Origin of the sequence: Brevibacillus sp. 7WMA2 (genome assembly GCF_010748895.1) — a bacterium.
In the GTDB taxonomy this organism is placed as follows: Bacteria; Bacillota; Bacilli; order Brevibacillales; family Brevibacillaceae; genus Brevibacillus_B; species Brevibacillus_B halotolerans.
This window is the reverse complement of record NZ_CP048799.1, coordinates 405,728-423,222: the sequence shown is the minus strand read 5'-3', so window position 1 is coordinate 423,222 and position 17,495 is coordinate 405,728. Positions and strand designations below refer to the sequence as shown.

Annotated in this window: 16 protein-coding genes; 5 read left to right on the top strand and 11 right to left on the bottom strand. The window is 42.3% G+C overall.

Features of this window, described 5'->3' with window-relative positions; translation table 11 throughout:
* Positions 1-323: 323 nt before the first annotated feature.
* The 7 genes from GOP56_RS01735 to GOP56_RS01705 form a co-directional block, all read right to left on the bottom strand.
* Positions 324-2,408 (bottom strand): stalk domain-containing protein, encoded by a 2,085-nt coding sequence (locus GOP56_RS01735; protein WP_163244331.1) that lies wholly within the window; start codon positions 2,406-2,408, stop codon positions 324-326.
* Positions 2,409-2,636: 228 nt separating this feature from the next.
* Entirely contained in the window at positions 2,637-3,989 is a 1,353-nt protein-coding gene (locus GOP56_RS01730) for a dihydrolipoamide acetyltransferase family protein (RefSeq protein WP_163244330.1), read from the bottom strand.
* A gap of 18 nt (positions 3,990-4,007) precedes the next feature.
* The gene (locus GOP56_RS01725) at positions 4,008-4,991 is read right to left on the bottom strand and encodes an alpha-ketoacid dehydrogenase subunit beta (protein ID WP_163244329.1); all 984 of its coding nucleotides are present in this window, start codon (positions 4,989-4,991) and stop codon (positions 4,008-4,010) included.
* A 12-nt stretch (positions 4,992-5,003) separates the two neighbouring features.
* Complete coding sequence (locus tag GOP56_RS01720) at positions 5,004-5,996, bottom strand: thiamine pyrophosphate-dependent dehydrogenase E1 component subunit alpha (RefSeq protein ID WP_003344749.1); 993 nt, start codon at positions 5,994-5,996, stop codon at positions 5,004-5,006.
* A gap of 18 nt (positions 5,997-6,014) precedes the next feature.
* A complete protein-coding gene (gene lpdA, locus GOP56_RS01715) occupies positions 6,015-7,436 on the bottom strand; it encodes a dihydrolipoyl dehydrogenase (RefSeq protein WP_003344751.1) in 1,422 nt (473 codons plus the stop codon).
* A gap of 253 nt (positions 7,437-7,689) precedes the next feature.
* Positions 7,690-8,781, bottom strand: a complete 1,092-nt coding sequence (locus tag GOP56_RS01710; protein ID WP_003344752.1) for a Glu/Leu/Phe/Val family dehydrogenase — start codon at positions 8,779-8,781, stop codon at positions 7,690-7,692.
* Positions 8,782-9,008: 227 nt separating this feature from the next.
* Positions 9,009-11,087: a sigma 54-interacting transcriptional regulator gene (locus tag GOP56_RS01705; RefSeq protein ID WP_163244328.1), complete on the bottom strand. Its 2,079-nt coding sequence runs from the start codon at positions 11,085-11,087 to the stop codon at positions 9,009-9,011.
* Between the two features lie 101 nt (positions 11,088-11,188).
* On the opposite strand from GOP56_RS01705, the gene GOP56_RS01700 reads away from it, so the two are divergent.
* Positions 11,189-11,497, top strand: a complete 309-nt coding sequence (locus GOP56_RS01700) for a DUF2627 domain-containing protein (protein ID WP_003337840.1) — start codon at positions 11,189-11,191, stop codon at positions 11,495-11,497.
* Here the strand turns inward: GOP56_RS01700 and GOP56_RS01695 are convergent.
* From GOP56_RS01695 to GOP56_RS01680, 4 genes are all read right to left on the bottom strand, one after another.
* Positions 11,452-12,387 carry an MraY family glycosyltransferase gene (locus tag GOP56_RS01695; protein ID WP_163244327.1) on the bottom strand — a complete coding sequence of 312 codons (936 nt, stop codon included), beginning with the start codon at positions 12,385-12,387 and terminating at the stop codon, positions 11,452-11,454. The genes GOP56_RS01700 and GOP56_RS01695 overlap by 46 nt on opposite strands.
* On the bottom strand, positions 12,384-13,061 hold the full coding sequence (locus tag GOP56_RS01690; protein WP_163244326.1) for a glycosyltransferase family 2 protein: 678 nt from the start codon (positions 13,059-13,061) through the stop codon (positions 12,384-12,386). Before GOP56_RS01690 ends, GOP56_RS01695 begins: the two co-directional genes overlap by 4 nt.
* A complete protein-coding gene (gene steA, locus GOP56_RS01685) occupies positions 13,058-14,230 on the bottom strand; it encodes a putative cytokinetic ring protein SteA (protein WP_163244325.1) in 1,173 nt (390 codons plus the stop codon). Before steA ends, GOP56_RS01690 begins: the two co-directional genes overlap by 4 nt.
* Before the next feature lie 166 nt (positions 14,231-14,396).
* Complete coding sequence (locus tag GOP56_RS01680; RefSeq protein ID WP_003344759.1) at positions 14,397-14,567, bottom strand: DUF2759 family protein; 171 nt, start codon at positions 14,565-14,567, stop codon at positions 14,397-14,399.
* 297 nt (positions 14,568-14,864) lie between these two features.
* Between GOP56_RS01680 and GOP56_RS01675 the strand changes: the two genes are divergently transcribed.
* The 4 genes from GOP56_RS01675 (at position 14,865) to GOP56_RS01660 (ending at position 17,421) form a co-directional block, all read left to right on the top strand.
* Positions 14,865-15,065, top strand: a complete 201-nt coding sequence (locus tag GOP56_RS01675) for a LysR substrate-binding domain-containing protein (RefSeq protein ID WP_233882729.1) — start codon at positions 14,865-14,867, stop codon at positions 15,063-15,065.
* A 267-nt stretch (positions 15,066-15,332) separates the two neighbouring features.
* Positions 15,333-15,686, top strand: a complete 354-nt coding sequence (locus GOP56_RS01670) for a hypothetical protein (protein ID WP_101667970.1) — start codon at positions 15,333-15,335, stop codon at positions 15,684-15,686.
* 264 nt (positions 15,687-15,950) lie between these two features.
* Positions 15,951-16,484, top strand: coding sequence for a sigma-70 family RNA polymerase sigma factor (locus GOP56_RS01665; RefSeq protein ID WP_163244324.1), 534 nt, complete (start codon positions 15,951-15,953; stop codon positions 16,482-16,484).
* Positions 16,465-17,421 (top strand): hypothetical protein, encoded by a 957-nt coding sequence (locus GOP56_RS01660; protein WP_163244323.1) that lies wholly within the window; start codon positions 16,465-16,467, stop codon positions 17,419-17,421. The genes GOP56_RS01665 and GOP56_RS01660 overlap by 20 nt, the downstream gene beginning before the upstream one ends.
* Positions 17,422-17,495 lie beyond the last annotated feature (74 nt).

Genomic DNA, 17,495 nt, shown 5'->3' with positions numbered 1-17,495 from the left:
TTTTCAATCAACGGTAGTAGCATTTGTACATTTAAGTAAACAGATTCAATTTTTAGAAATGATGGCTTTACCTCCCTCTGGTTACAGTAAAGCCTTTTGCAACATTATTGAACATAAGAAAAGGAGCTGTCCCATATTGAAACATCAATCTACTATCGCCAAAATTCTGGTCGTTATTCTTGTATTGGCTCTCATTGTTCCGATGATTTTTCAATACATTTAGGAAACACTCTCCTATAACCATTAAAAAATACCCCCAGTCAAAAGATGGACTTGCATGGATGTCCATCTTTTCTGGGGGTATTTGGCTTTAAGCTACGCTCTTATTTAAAAATAATGACGCTGGAAGAAGCGTTATCCCATGCTAGGTTGAAGCGCAAGTTATCAGTGATTGTACGAATTGGTAACATTGGTACATTGTTTTTCAATTGTACAGGGGTTGGCAGAGTATAGTTCTTACCATTGATGTTGACAACCTTTGAACCTACTTTGAAGCTCATTGTTGTTTTTCCATATTTTACAGTAGCAGCCGCTTTTGTGTAGGTTGTGCTTACTTTCAATCCATCACGTACAAAGGTAGCTGGTACCATCGTATTACCATTCACTGTGTAAGGAGCTACAGCCAATGGGAAGGTTTTTCCTTGTGTTTTAAAGGATGCTGCACCTACTTTAAAGCTGATTCCGTTTTGCGCACCGACCGTTACTTGACGAATGAACAACGGATTTTTTTCAGCAGATGTATAAACGCCTACATTGTAAATATTAGATGCTCCAGGTGTTTGGATTTTTGCATTTTCATTTACTGCTACGCTTACTGCTTGACCTGCAGGTAGGTTAACTGATGGGTAGATAACCAAGTTTTGTCCACGAGTACCAACATAGCTTGGATATGTGCCATTAACGGTCACGGCTGTTGTTGGAATAGTCGTAGGGACACGGAAGGTTGTTGGCATAACCACTTCAATATAATCAGATGTGCTAAGACCAACGCCTAGCGCCTTAATTCCAACAGTCATACCAGTAATTGCATTTGGATTAGGCTTGCTAAGTGCTACAGTCGCTGTGCTGTTGTTAGCAGGAACCACAGGTACTGTAGGATTAGTTGGGTTTGTTGGGTTTGTCGGATACGTAGGATTAGTCGGATTTGTTGGTGTTACTCCTCCTGCTGCTACAGTAAACGATTTAGAACGATAAGTTGTATCTCTATATTTTACAGCCAGATCGTAGTTGCCTGTTGATGTAGGCATTTTAAGGAACGCGTCGTTTTTAAATTCGATACGTACACGATCTGTACTAGAGAAGTTATAAGGTGTTGACAAGGTTACCGTACGACCCGAAACTCCAGTAGATCTCGCAGGAGTTCCATTGATTGTTACAGATGAGCTAAAAATATAGCCTGGAACCATATCTTGGGTAGGAAATTCTACATAAAGATCATTGCCGCCTCTAAGTTCATCCCTTAATCTTACATCCATTGCCACAGAACTGCGAGCTCCTGCTTTGTTATCGGATAAAGTGACACTGTAGTCACTATCTACAGAGGAGGAACCTTTTTTCATTTCAAATTCTTTTGAAACGTAGGTCGTATTTCTATAATCAACTTCTACTTTAAAAGAGCTACTAGAAGAAGGGGTTCTGATCCCCGCATCTTTGTTAAATTTAATCGTCAGCCTTTTATCGCCGTCTGCTTTCGAGCTAGGCTTAATTTTAACTGTTCTTCCAGATACCTCAACGTCTTTTGGAGAATATCCATTTAGTTCAACGTCACTTGTGCTGATTTTATTAGGTACCATGCTAGAGTAAGGGAATGTCACTTCTACATACTTTGTATCGTCTAGCTTGTCATTTAGATCAATTCGGGTTAATTCAAGGGATGTTTTTTCATCTTGATATTTGCTTCCAAAGTCGACGGAAAAGGCGCTTTTCTCAGTTTTGCTTTTGGAAGAAGAGCTTTTACTTTTCCCGATTTTAATTGAGTCTGTTGATTTTCCTTCTCCATCATCTACAGAGATATCATATTCGTCGTCATCATCAGGGTTACCGACATCCTTGATAACAATTTCTACATCATCACCATCATCAATTTTCTTACTGATTTCAATGGTGATTTTTCCACGGCTAACAGATACGTCTTTTGGCTTGCTTCCATTTACTTTGATCGAATCTTCATCAACGTCTCTCAAGTCAAAATCTGTACCAAAATTTACAACGATCTCATCACCCTTTTTTAGATCATCTTCTGCTTCAAATTCAAGGGTGTAGGTCGTTGTCTTATCTGTTTTCGTATCTTTTGCATCAACAGACAAACCCTTAGCTGCGTATGTACTCTGCGGAACAGAGACCAAAGGTGTAATTGCTAGAGTCGATGCTAGCAGTAGGAATGCGCCTCTCTTTAGTTGTTTATTCATAATTCTCCTCCTGTTCACTCTCGATTTTTTGCCTTTGGATAAATTCAACTCTCCCTTTCAGTGTACCATTAACAGAATGTTAATAAGACAAAGTTGTTCATAACATTAAGGCAATTTTAAAATAGTATCCATTATTTAATACGAACAAATCGTGAAAAAGTTACATAAAAAAACCAAAAAAATGAGGAAGATTACCTATCTTCCTCATTTTTTCCATTTTATTTCGTGTTAGTAAACCTTCGTTTCTGGGCCAATGGCTTCCAATTTCGCCTTTACACTTTGCAGGAATCGGCCACATACTAACCCATCCAGAACACGATGATCAAGAGATAAACACAGATTAACCATGGAACGAACAGCAATCATATCGTTTATAACCACTGGACGTTTCACGATGGATTCCACGCTCATAATCGCCGCTTGCGGTGCATTGATGATAGGCTGTGACAGCACAGAACCAAATGATCCAGTATTATTGACGGTAAAGGTTCCGCCGCTCATATCATCCATCGTTAGCTTACCTGCTCGCGCTCTGTATGCTAAATCTTCAATTGATTTGGCAATGCCGTACACTGATTTTTGATCAGCATCCTTAATAACTGGAACAAATAAAGCATCCTCGCTCGCTACAGCAATAGAGATGTTTATGTTTTTACGAACGATGATTTGATCGCCTGCCCAAGAGGAGTTAAGCATCGGAAATTCTTTCAATGCTTCTACCACTGCCTTGATAAAGAATGGTAGGAAGGTTAAAGAAACGCCTTCTTTTTGCTTGAATTCATCCTTTATACGATTGCGGAAATGAACAAGATTGGTCACGTCCACCTCAACCATCATCCAAGCATGCGGGGATTCATGCTTACTTTGTACCATGCGTGACGCTATCGTTTTACGAACTGGCGTCACAGGGATGCTCTGGTCTCCTGCTGCTACAGATACTTGACTTGGTGCTGAAGAGGTCATTGGACTGAGACTATTGGACTGCGGTGTTGCTGGCATAGATGGTGCTGGTGCACTAGTCGGCATTGCCGCAGACTGTGGAGTTGTTGCTAATTTGTTCGCATCGGTTGCTTGCGGTAAGCCACCTTGATCAATCACCTTTTGTACATCTTTACGCGTAATTCGTCCTTCTAAGCCAGTGCCTGTCACATGGGCTAGATCAATATTATGCTCCTGAGCAAGACGCATCACAGCAGGGGAATAGCGTTGTTTACTTCCCGATTGCCCCTTCGTTTCATTTTTCACAGCTCCACCTGTCGCGGCAGGAGCTGAAGACGGCATTGATGTGGCAGATTCCGGCAAGCTTACTTCTACACTGCCTGCTGAATTGCTGACACTTTCCGTTCCTTCTTCTATATAAAGAATAAGAGTACCGACACTAACCGTCTCTCCTTCAGGAACTACGATCTCCTTAATGCGTCCCGATACAGTGGAGGGCACTTCGGCGGTTACCTTATCCGTATTTACTTCAGCTAACGGATCATACTTGTTGACCACATCGCCCACATTTACAAGCCACTTGGTGATGGTCCCTTCTGTAACGCTCTCGCCCAATTGTGGCATGAGTACTTTCGTTGCCATGGTTCGTCCTCCTTTTGCCTAGAAGTGCGCTAATTCACGCATCTCTTCCAATACTTTTTCTGGACTTAACATAAAGAATTTTTCCATCGGTGGGCTGTATGGCATTGCCGGTACATCCGGTCCGCACAGACGCTTAATTGGCGCATCCAAATCGAATAGACAATGCTCAGCGATAATAGCAGCTACCTCGCCACCAACTCCGCCTTCCTTATTATCTTCATGGATGATTAACACTTTCCCCGTCTTAGATGCCGCTTCTACAATCGCTTCCTTGTCTAGCGGATAAAGTGTACGCAGATCCAGAACATGGGCAGAAATTCCTTCTTGATCGAGCTTTTCCGCAGCCTGCAAAGCAAAATGCAGGGAGAGCCCATAGGAAATGACGGTAATATCGTCTCCTTCTCGCTTTACATCTGCCTTGCCAATTGGTACTGTGTAATCTTCCTCTGGCACTTCGCCTTTAATTAAGCGATAGCAGCGTTTATGCTCAAAAAACAGAACCGGATCTTCGTCACGGATAGCTGCTTTTAATAAACCTTTTGCATCATATGGGGTTGAAGGAACTACCACTTTTAACCCTGGAACGTTCGTAAACATCGCTTCTAAGGATTGCGAATGGTACAAGGCCCCATGTACCCCTCCACCAAACGGAGCTCGAACAGTAAGCGGGCAATTCCAATCATTATTGGAACGATAACGCATTTTAGCGGCCTCGGAAACAATTTGGTTCACCGCTGGCAAAATGAAATCAGCAAATTGTATCTCGGCAATAGGACGCATGCCTACCGCTGCTGCTCCAATTGCTACGCCCACAATCGCTGATTCAGCTAATGGTGTGTCGATAACACGTTGCTCTCCAAACTCTTCAATCATACCATTTGATGCACGGAAAACCCCTCCGCGTACTCCTACGTCTTCTCCCAACAGAAATACTTTAGGATCACGACGCATTTCTTCTTTCATCGCCATGGTAATTGCATCAATAAAAGAAATAACTGCCATCTTAACTCCCCCTTACGATCCGTATACGTGCATCAAAGTAGATTCTGGCGCTGGATATGGTGCCTGCTCAGCGTATTCCGTCGCTTCATCTACAATTGCTTGCACTTCGTTAGATAGAGCCAACTCTGACTCATCCGTTAAGAGGCCTGCCTCTTTTAAATATTGGGCAAAGGTGATGATGGGGTCTTGTTTTTTCGCTTCGTCCACTTCTCCACGATCGCGGTATACACGATCGTCATCATCACTTGAATGAGGTACGAGACGATAGGTTACGGCTTCGACTAAGGTAGGTCCTTCTCCAGCCTTTGCTCGATCAACCGCTTCTTTCATGACACGATACACTTCAATAGGGTCGTTACCATCTACGCTAACCCCTGGGAATCCATAACCAACTGCGCGGTCAGCCACGCTTTCGCAGGCCAATTGCTTTTTCAAGGGAACGGAAATGGCATATTTATTATTTTCGCAGAAGAAAATAACCGGCAATTTATGCACCCCTGCAAAGTTAGCCCCTTCATGGAAATCACCTTGGTTGCTAGACCCTTCGCCAAAAGAGGTGAAAACTGCATGATTCTCACCTGTCATTCGACCTGCTAAGGCAATTCCAACAGCATGTGGCACCTGTGTCGTAACGGGACTCGATCCTGTTAAAATTCGATATTTCTTCCCGCCAAAATGACCCGGCATTTGACGACCGCCACTGTTAGGATCTTCAGCCTTTGCAAAAGCTGACAGCAACGTATCACGAGCTGTTTGCCCAAAGACCATAACCGCTCCAAAATCACGATAGTACGGGCATAAATAATCTTTTTCTTTATCAAAGGCAAAAGCGGCCCCAACCTGAGCGGCTTCCTGTCCTTGGCAGGAAATAACGAATGGAACTTTACCAGCTCGGTTTAACAGCCAAAGGCGCTCATCCACTTTTCTTGCCAAGAGCATGTAGCGATACATGTCCAGCACTTGCTCATCGGTTAAACCTACAGCCTGATGACGATTCTTTGTCATAAGGTTTCCTCCCTGCATTTAAGAATGAATAGCCAGATTGTCAACATCCAGAGCCGCTTCCGCAAAGGCTTCCGACAATGTCGGGTGCGGATGAATGGTATGGGCGATCTCCCAAGGGGTCGCATCCAATACACGCGCTAATGCTCCTTCTGAAATCATTTCAGTAACATGCGGCCCAATCATGTGTACACCAAGTACATCATTGGTTTGTTCATCGACAACTAACTTTACAAATCCATCGTTTTCTCCAAAAACTAATGCTTTTCCTAGTGATTTAAAACTAAATTTGCCTGTTTTAACGCGATAACCCTGTTGTTTCGCTTCTGCTTCACTTAAGCCTACACTTGCTACTTCGGGACGGCTATAGGTGCATTTGGCTACCTTTGCCGGATCAAGTGTCTCCACTGGTCGATTATTCATATGCTCAACGGCCAAAATTCCTTCGTGAGCAGCTACGTGAGCCAATTGAATTCCACCAATCACGTCTCCTACTGCATAGATATGCGGTTCAGCCGTTTGATAGGTAGAATTAACTGCAATATGCCCTTGATCTACCTTAATTTCAGTGGCTTCTATGCCTAAATTATCTACATTAGCTTGACGGCCAACAGACAAGAGCATTTTTTCAGCGATAAAGGTTTGAATTTCTCCCTTTACCTCCGCTTGTACGCTTACCTGACCTTCCGCCACCTGAGCGGTTTCGGACATTACTTTTGCATTTGTCACGATTTTTACTTTTCGTTTTTTAAGTATGCGAGTTAATTCCTTACTGATATCAGCATCCTCTGTTGGCAAAATGCGATCCCCGTACTCGATTACGGTCACATCCACACCAAAGTCGCTTAACAAGGATGCCCATTCCATACCGATAACTCCACCACCAACGATGATCATAGACGCTGGGAGCTGTTCCATTTCCAACGCTTCATCGCTCGTCATTATATGTATTCCATCTATATTTAGGCCAGGTAAAACGCGTGGTCTAGAGCCAGTTGCAATCAATAAGAAGCGAGGAACGATGATTTCTTGTTCACCATCCGTTGTCTCAATGCGCACCGCACCAGCTTGCGGAGAAAATATGCTTGGTCCCATTACGCGACCAAATCCTTGATATATTTTGATTTTTCCTTTGCTCATCAAGTATTCTACGCCTTTATGCAATTGCTCCGTAATCGAGCGTTTGCGCTGTTGTACCAGCCCAAAATCCAGCTCTACATTACCTGTGCGTACCCCATATTTCTCACTTTCCTTGATCGTGGCAAAAACCTCCGCACTACGCAATAATGCTTTGGATGGTATGCATCCGCGGTGTAGGCACGTTCCGCCCATTTTATCCTTTTCGACGATGGCTACCGACATGCCTAATTGTGTGGCACGGATCGCCGCTACATAGCCGCCAATTCCTCCACCAAGCACGACAAGATCAAATTCTTGGGACATGTTCATATCTCCTTTACCCTGTAGTAGCTATGTGTTGCTTTTGCCTTACCGAGACACATTATACCACATTCCATGACCTGGTACTAAAAAAAGAGTTGGATGTGTCAAGAAATGGTCCAACTCCTACTCTTTTCTCATTTGTTCTGCCTTTTTATCTTGGGATTTGGCATAAAGTAGATCGTGTAGGTAGTGCAAGAATCAATTACATTCTTGCACTACCGTACTACCAATGCTTTTTTCAGTCAAGTTGTTCTTACTTTGGTAAGCTTGCTTTTGGATCACGCAAAAACGTTTTACGCGATCTAGCTAGACGAGCAATACGCTCCTCTGCCATGCGATCAGCCGCTTTGTACGTAGGAATATTATCGCGATCTGCAATCTCAAACACGCGGTTCATATTATCGTAAATCGTCTCTACCTTCTTCATAGCACGTTCACGGTTGTAGCCATGCAATTCATCTGCAACGTTAATGACACCACCAGCGTTAATTACATAATCAGGCGCATAGACGATGCCCATTTCCTGGATAATGTCGCCGTGACGTTCTTCTTTTAATTGATTATTAGCCGCTCCAGCGATTACTTTGGCTTTAAATTGTGGAATGGTGTCATCATTGATAATTGCACCTAATGCACATGGAGAGAAGATATCGCACTCAACGCCGAAGATTTCATTGACTCCTACCGCTTTAGCTCCGAAGTCCACAACCGCACGTTGAACATTTTCCGTGTTAATATCCGTTACAATTAGATTTGCGCCTTCTTCATGCAGATAACGGCACAAATTGTAAGCAACATTCCCTACCCCTTGAATAGCAATTGTTTTACCGGAGAGATCATCATGACCAAAGCCGCGTTTTGCTGCTGCCTTCATCCCGCGATACACACCATAGGCTGTTACAGGAGAAGGATTTCCACCAGAACCAAATGCTGGAGATACGCCTGTTACATAGTTAGTTTCTTGATAAATTAAATCCATATCAGCAACAGTTGTTCCTACATCTTCAGCCGTAATATAACGTCCGTTCAAGCCTTGGACAAAACGCCCGAATGCTCGGAATAACTCTTCGCTCTTATCTTTACGAGGATCACCGATAATAACCGCTTTTCCTCCGCCCAAATTAAGTCCTGCTGCCGCAGCTTTATACGTCATACCACGAGACAAGCGAAGTGCATCTTCAATTGCCTCTTCTTCGGAATTATACATCCACATCCGTGTACCACCCAAAGCTGGGCCAAGCGTTGTATCATGAATTGCAATAATTGCTTTTAATCCAGAAGTTTCATCCTGACAAAACACCAATTGTTCGTAATCGTATTTTTGCATATAATCAAAGATTTTCATGAGTAGCCCTCCTGCTGTTTCTATTCCAAAACGATTTTTGGGGTTTGTTTTTCTTTCTATGAATTCGCTTACACAACCTACCTTTTTTCTAAAGCAATAAGCATGCCAACCCACAAGATATTTGTGAACAATCGGTGGAGAGGATGTGAACAACACGTTTCACTTTATCTATGATGAAATATTTTGCATTACTTTGCAATCCTTTGCACGCAAAATTTTGCAGATCTTCACAAACCATCTTGTGGATTCGTTTCCAAAATACCTAGTTTCTCCATTTTGTAATAAAGATTGCGTAAGGATACACCTAACTGCTTAGCTGCTTCTGTTCGATTGCCCTTTGCCTTATGTAACTCTTGTAAAATACATTGTTTCTCCGCCTCTTCGACGGCTTGCTTCAAGGTTCTACTTTTCCTATTAGTTGGTTTCTGATTGACCGCTTCCGTTTGAGAAGCATAAGTTCGTTCCAAGGGTGGCAAATGATGCGGCATGATCTCTATCTCTGTAAATTTCATGTGAATAATAGCCCGTCCCAAAATATTTTCGAGCTCACGAACGTTACCTGGCCAACGGTATCCTTTTAGGACTTCTAGTGTGGATTTGTTGATTTGCTGAACGCGGCGACCATATTCGAGATTAAATTTTTGGAGCAAAAAACTAGCAAGCGCTTCCAAGTCCTCCTGCCGTTGACGCAGAGGTGGTATGTAGATCGGGAGCACATGTAAGCGATAATACAAATCTTCTCGGAATTTGCCAGCTTGTATTGCTGTTTCCATATGAACATGTGTAGCTGCAATAATGCGAACATCGATTGGAATCGCTTTGGTGCCACCAACACGGATAATCTCTTTTTCCTGTAATACGCGTAAAAGCTTAGCCTGCATACCCATTGATAATTCACCAATTTCATCTAGGAAAATGGTACCGCCACTAGCTTCCTCAAATAGACCGCGTTTGCCCCCACGTTTTGCACCAGTGAAGGCTCCCTCCTCATAACCAAATAGTTCACTTTCTAACAGGGTCTCTGATAAGGATGCACAATTAACCCGAATGAATTGATTGTACTTTCGCGAGCTTCCATTATGAATCGCATGGGCAAACAATTCCTTACCCGTTCCTGATTCACCACGCAAAATGACCGTAGCTGGAGTCATGGCAGCCAGCTTAGCCTGTTCAATCGCACCCTTCATTGTTTCACTATCCCCGATAATATCATCGAAGGTATACTTTGCTTCCAGAGTGCGGATCAGTCGTTTAGCCGTCTCTAATTCTTCAGATAAGGTCTTAAATTCAGATATATCATGAATAACGCCTACACTGCCACGCAATTCTCCATTAACCAGCACCGGGGCTACGTTTACCACCACATCCTTACGCATTGGCCCTAGCTTCATACGTACACCGCGAACTGGTTTTTTGGTACGCAGCACTTGCATATGCATACTCTCACCTTCAGAAATATCCACAGTAGCTGGCTTGCCTATAACATCCTTGGGTGTCATTCCCGTAATGCGTGTATAGGCTGGGTTAATCAATAGTCCGATCCCATCTCCATCAACAACAGAAATCGCCTCGTCAGAGGAATGTAAAATTCCTTGCAATAAGCTTTGTAATTCTTTTAAATCCGTTACTTCTTCAAGTAAAGATATAATCTCGGTAATATCTCGGAAGACGGAGACAGCCCCGACCACTTCCCCAGCATCATTTCGTACAGGTACTCGATTCGTAATAATACGAGTGTCATTTGTTAAGGCCTGCTCCTGATTAATCTCTGGCTGACCGGATTTTAGTACATAGTGCAAACGTGTATTCGGAATCGTATGCTCCGCACGCGTACCAATCACTTCATTCTTAGACAACCCCATGAGCTTTTCACTAGCTCGATTAAAGATCGTTACCTTCCCCTCTTCATTGACAGCAATAATTGCGTCATGAGTGGAGTTTAGCATGGTATCATACTCCCGTTGCTTCTGACGAAGTGTCTGAATGAGCTTTTCGCGCTCACGAATCAATCTCATGATAATACTCGTAAAGTTACCTGGTATTAAAACCGTTTCAGCACGCTTTTTCTTTAAAATGTCATCATAGGCATGAGGATCGCCAGTTGCTTCTAAAATCAAATCCACATCAGCCAAATAAGGAACATAATCCGTCCCTACCTGTATCCCAAGAGAGTTAGCCACTAGTATACCTGGGGCATCAGCATTGTGGTCGATCACAGCAATCAGCTTTACACCCTCCATCTGCAACAATAAGTGGATTAGTAGTGTACCGCCTTTTCCAGCCCCCACTACAATAACTTTATGCATATAAAACCCACCCCTTTCATTGAGGACTGCTGCTATGGCTGAATCTTCCACCTTACATTTTATCGTATTTTGTAGGTTAGACAAGCATCCCCATATGTTTTATGATGGAAATAAACAAACCTTTACAAAAGGATGTGTCTTGGTTGCTTGGTCAAAGACTGGTTGCGTTGCTCATCATGGTAATTCCCGCTGTCATCGCAGGCTGGGGCTTTAAGATAATGCGCGATACACTCTATCAATACTTTAATCCTGATATCAATCAATTTATGTGGGGGCACTTCACTTTAGGAGCCTTTTTATTTGTTGTGCCTATTGCATTTATTGGAGGCTTTATTTTGCATCATGACCGTAAACGCAATCGCGTTCAACCGCGCTTTATGAAGCGAGATCCCGATGAAGATGATGAGTAAGAAGCTTCGCTATGCATAGGCGGAGCTTTTTTTCCTCCCAATAAATCTAGTTTATGCAAAAGAGGGCGATTTCGGATAAAGGTCGTAAATGAATAACGCTCTGCCAATATATGCAGAAACAGAAACAGTAGAAAAAAAACAATTTTGATGTTCAAGGGAGTAGTACTGATTAACGTGTACCCTAAAATAAATCCAAGATAATTGGAGCCTGTATCTCCTAGCATGACCATACGTTTTGCATCATGATAAAATAAAAGAAGGGTCGCACTTATAATGGGATAAATCATGATCCACGACACTGGTACGCTAAAAAAAGGAGTCGATACTAACACAAGAATAAATAAGCTCAAAAACACCTTACTGGCTCTTCCAGGTCGCAGATCAAATAGGTTTATTAGATTAATCGACAAGGCAAGGAGGATAGTATGAAACAGAATTTCCAGCACATTATCGTATAACGCCAGACAAATAATAAGAGAGATATTGCCCCCTGCCCAGGCTTTTAAAAAGCCACTGGTCATTCTTCGTTCAGTAACTAGGATACCGACATGTCCGCGGAATCCCTTAATATGCTTATCGTGCGCGCAGTCATCCTGCCAGCCCAGCGCGGCGATTGCAAAAGAACCACAAAGAAAAAACACCCCCAATTTCCAAGGTAATGCTACAGAAGGCTGGAAACACCATAATAGCAAGAGCAGCAAATAGGTACTGGTAATATAAAAAAATAAAAACCACCCGCAGCCTGTTGGTATCAATTCCTCCTGATAATTTAATCTGACAATCTCGTGTTTCTTCAATATTTTAATTCCTCGAAGGAAAAATACATCGTGCAAGATCAGCGGTAGCATGATGGCAATACAGGATAGTAATGGTATGAAGCTATTATTCATCTCTTTTCCACCTCCTGCCGCTTGCGTTGTAAGGTTCGGTACACATGCCAAAACTCTTTGCCCCTATGCAAAAATCCGTGAAGATTGTTTGTTGTATAACGATGTGTGAAATTCACCGGAACTTCTATGATTCGATATCCAGCTCGTAAAATATCAATTGTCATTGCTACCTCAATCCCAAACCCACAATCCACGAACCGAACACAGGAAAACAAATCGCGTCTAAAAGCTCTTTGTCCGGATAAAGGGGCTTGCAGCTTCTGCAGAGTCATCTGTACTATCCCTTGATGGGCCAGCTTTTTAGCTAGTCCAAAGCCAGCCTTACGAGAGGCTTTAGGTAATATAGCTATCGACATATCACAATCTTTTCTGACGACAGGAGTCAGTAATTTATCTACTTCACAGGCGCTCTTTTGTAAATCAGCATCCAAAAACAAAATAATATCACCTGTCGCTTCCTTCCAACCCGCATGCAAAGCAGCTCCCTTGCCAACATTCTTAGGCATGATAATGAGCTGATCCACCCAAGGCCGAGCGATGTCAGCAGTACAATCGATACTCCCATCATCTACTACAATCAACTCATGGATGAACGATGACCCTCTTAATGTAGAAACGGTTTCCTCAATCCAATCCTGCTCATTAAAGGCTGGAATAATCGCGCTAACTCTCATACCATTCCCCTACTAACGTGCGTCCAGAGCATATAGCCAACAGTACGAATGGTTGGATGCATGAATAAAAGCAGAAGAAGTAAGCACAAAGAGCTTGCCACAACAGTAGCCACAGAAGGCTTGTACATTTCTTTTTGCTGAATCAAGTAATGAACGCCCTTTGCGTCAATCAGCTTATGTCCAATGCGAGTACGAATCAGAAAAGTACTAGCCATTCCCTTTCTTCCTTTTTCCAAGAAATCTTGCATGTTGGTATGACTCCCGACTGTAATAATCCGAGTAGCCTGACCTTGATAAGCAACTAGCATAGCTACGTCCTCACTCGTACCAGGAGCGGGTAAGAGCTGATACGACACCCCCAGCCTATCTAACCGACTTCGCCCCGGTGCGATTCCATTTTTATAAGCGTGCAAGATAATGTCTGCTCCAGAAAACAGGGCCCGATCCGATACGCTATCTAAATCACCTATAATAACGTCAGGAATCCATCCGCAGCTCAGGATGACATCAGCTCCCCCATCTACCGCAAGCAGAATTGGTCGATACTTCTTTATAAATGAGGATAATGAGTGAAGATCGTCTCGTGCAGAGGGCCCACGGTTCACAAGCACAACAAATCGATTCGTAAACGACGCACGGATGCAGACAGATGGAAGTTTAGCTGTAAAAAGTTTTTTTTCTTGTTCCAGAAACGATAGCGTATTTGTTAGAAACTCTATGTAATGTTTTGGCTCGTGATTTATAGCTTGCTGCGCTCTCGTTTCGTAATCTGACATACGAAATGGACGTAGAGCAATCTTGATTGGTTGTTTGGCAGGAAGAGCATGTAAGCAATCATTGATAATTTCGATTTGCTTTCCGTCTAAAAACTCTTGTAAATCTCTTGTAACAGCTGCTGTATGTTCGATCTCATAAAGTATTATGTTCTCTTGTAAAAGAAGGGCTGCTCCTTCTGTCAAAAAATCGCCTGTCAAAAAGGGGGAGAGATTGATAACTGCTTGTACTTGAGATGCAATCAGGTCTTCAGCCGCTGTTACATCCAGATTTTTATGGTCAATCATGGCAATATGCCCTGCCTTTAATCGTTGACACAGCCACTTGGTTTTTGAATCTGTCATGAGGGTTCCCTTAATGTGAACAGAATCGGACTTGCCTTTACGCCATCTCATTATTACTCCACCTCCTATTTCTAGTATGACGTAACCCCTTCTTGATCATGCGTCAATAGGAGAACGTCATTCGAATTGACTTTGGATTCTTACACGAAATAAACATAAAAAAAGAAGCTTTGCAAAAGCAAAAGCTTCTCATGATGAAACCACTTACATTTTACAATTACGCACCTGTTGCGAATTTAAGAATAAGGAAATCGGCGTAGACAAATACTGCTAATGACACCAAGCCAAACGCTGTGGCAAACCTGTTTTTCGCCTTTATGGAACGAAAAACCCCAGCCAAAATAAACAGAGTTATCAGAAACATGGTTACGTCCATAACCCATTGCATCCCAATTCAACCCCTTTGCAAATAATATACCTGTCCAAGAATAGCAAACAATGGCAATTCAATTATATAATGTAGCCAATATTGAAACAAGTCATAACAGCAATTGTGACAAGTAAATTCACAAGTTTCCCACCACTCTATAGATTGGCAACTTTCCAACTTCGTCAACTTTTCTATCTTTTATTTTCCTGCAACCCTTTTGGTTGTATAACCTCTAGCATTTTGTCTCTCCAACTATCAGTCGTTCCCTAGCCTTGTACGCTTCCTTTAAGAGTGGATTATGAAAATGTTAAGCAGATGGTGTTACAAAATGTAGGGATTTCTCTGCTACCTTCACGTTTCGTTCAACAGGAACAGCTACAGGGAACATTAGTTACAATTGATATTTCCCAAGGCACGTTTACCCGGCCTACACTACTCGCCTATCCTGCTGAAAAAGCAACCGATCTGCGTCTCGCATCCTTTATAGATTGGGTGATACAGCATTATGATCACTGATGGGATTGGTAAAAGTTTTTCATTCCTTTTTGACTAATTGACGCCATGTGTTTTGCGAAATTGGGGATGCTATGAAAGACATTTTCAACAGCTAACCATTGAAGAAAGGAAGTGTCATGATGTCCAAGCATAACGGAGTCAAACCTAAGCAAAGCGATAAAAATAACCCCTCACAAACGCGATCTTCCCATACCATGAGCAAGGAATCGCAGGCAAAACCTATTTCCCGATAGCGCTAAAGTGAACCAGTGGAAAGGAGGATAACTCATGCACATGCTTACATCACAATACAACCAACAAATCAATATGCATAAGCAACAAGCTCAAGCCCATCTCACTCAAGCTCAGGCTCACGAGCACCAAGCTCTGATTCATCGTCAACAGGCTGATTTACATGATAAACAGGCAATGCTTTTAATGCAGTCTTCCCAGCAAATGACTCAAAATTCAGCGGCAATGCCGGTTTATTCTCAGCAACTTATGAACCAAACCATTGACAGGCAACAGCAGGAAAATCAGGTTGCATACAATAACCAGGTTTCAAAGGCTTCTCTAGCTTTTAAAGGCAAGGTTCCAAGCGACGAGGAATTAGCTGCCGGACATAAATCGTTAAGTAAATGATTTGTTCCAAGCTTAAAAAAGTTACCCCCCTTTTACTACTAAGGTTAAAGGGGGGTAACTTTTTACATATCGTCCGTCTGATAAGCAGGTTGTTTTCAACAAAGGATTACATAACAATAAAAACTGGGCACCTTCCTTGTACTCCCATCTTCTTTGAATAAAAAAGGCCTACCCCTTTTTTTTAAAATGAAACTTTCTGTTCTACTGCCTTGTCTAATAGTGGAACCAAACGATTGGAGCATTTGTTTGAAAGGAGAGAACGATATGCGCGCGCATACTCCCAATCATTCCTCGAAGGAGAGCGATCATCTTTATAAAATCATTGAAGAAAACAAGGAGCAATTGTACAGACTCGCTTACAGTTTTGTAAAAAACAGAGAAGAAGCACTGGATATCGTACAGGAAACGATATATAAAGCTATCGTTTCAATTGATACCCTGAGAAAACCTGAATTTCTCAAATCATGGCTGTATCGGATCGCGATTAATTGCTCTCATAATTCCTTGCGAAAGACGCGAAGAATGGTATTTATGGACACGAGTATTTTGGAAAATGTTATGCAGCATTCGGATAAAAATCGGGATGATATCTTCGATGTGAGACAGGCACTAGAAAAACTCGATCTAAAATATAAGACAGTAATTATCTTACGATTTTTCGAAGATATGACACTGGAGTCCGTAGCAGAAATATTGGACATACCCGTAAGTACTGTTAAAACGCGTCTCTATCGGGGACTTCAAAAATTAAAAATTGATTTGCAGGAGGTTGAACATCTTGAACAATCAATTAAATGAAGTAAAAAAGAGCTATGAAAGCATCGAAATACCCAAGGAGCTAGATGCTGTAATCCAATCGGCTAAAGCAAAGGCTAATGCAGAATTATCATCGCGAAATAAGGGAGAAAGGCCAATGAAAATGAAAACTAACAGAATGGTAATGAAAGGGCTTGGCGGGGTCGCTGCCATGTTTATATTGTTTGGCGTTGCCGTCAACACACTACCGGGTTTTGTTGCTGCAGCAGCACATGTACCGTTTCTAGGAAGCCTTGTAAAGGTATTGCAATTTAATGGCGGGTATGCCGATGGCGGCGAAAGAACGGACGGAACTAGCATCAAGCCAATTACGCTCGTAAAAGAAAAAGATGCCGAGCAAATAGTCATCAACTTTGCCCAAGGTAACGAGGAATTGGGGGAAGCACCCAAAAAAACCGCCCCTGCTTTCAACGTATCCTATCAGGAAAATCCATACACAATGACTTTTACCTTGAATGGCGTAAGATGGTTTGATCAGCAAACCTTTGAGGAACTGAAGAAAAGCGATTTAATAGCAGATGCATACCGGTTGATTACATTAGACGATTCTTCTGATCGTTTCGTATTTGTCTTTACATCACCAGTTAAATATGAAGTAAAGGAATATTCGGACCCTGCCCAAATCGTATTGAATCTTTCAAAAGATAATCAGGCACAGCTAAAAACTGTATACTCAATCAGAACTGCCGCATATCCACTTGGGGAACAATTTGCTCTCATGGAATATGCCCTGTCTGAGGAAAAAGGAATTCGTGTGTTAAAAGACAGCGAGAATAGGTTTTATATTGAAGTAGGAATGTTAGAAAACATGGAGGCAGCAAAACAAAAAGCTTCGGAAATAAATGAAAAGTACGCGAAAACCTTTAAAGAAGAGTACGGAATCGAATTTAACGTCTTTGTTGAAAAAAGGGGAAAATAAACGTTCCATACTGGACGGAACTGTTCCTTTGAGCCAGAAATAATCGAACACTCCATAAAAAATAGGATGCCGAA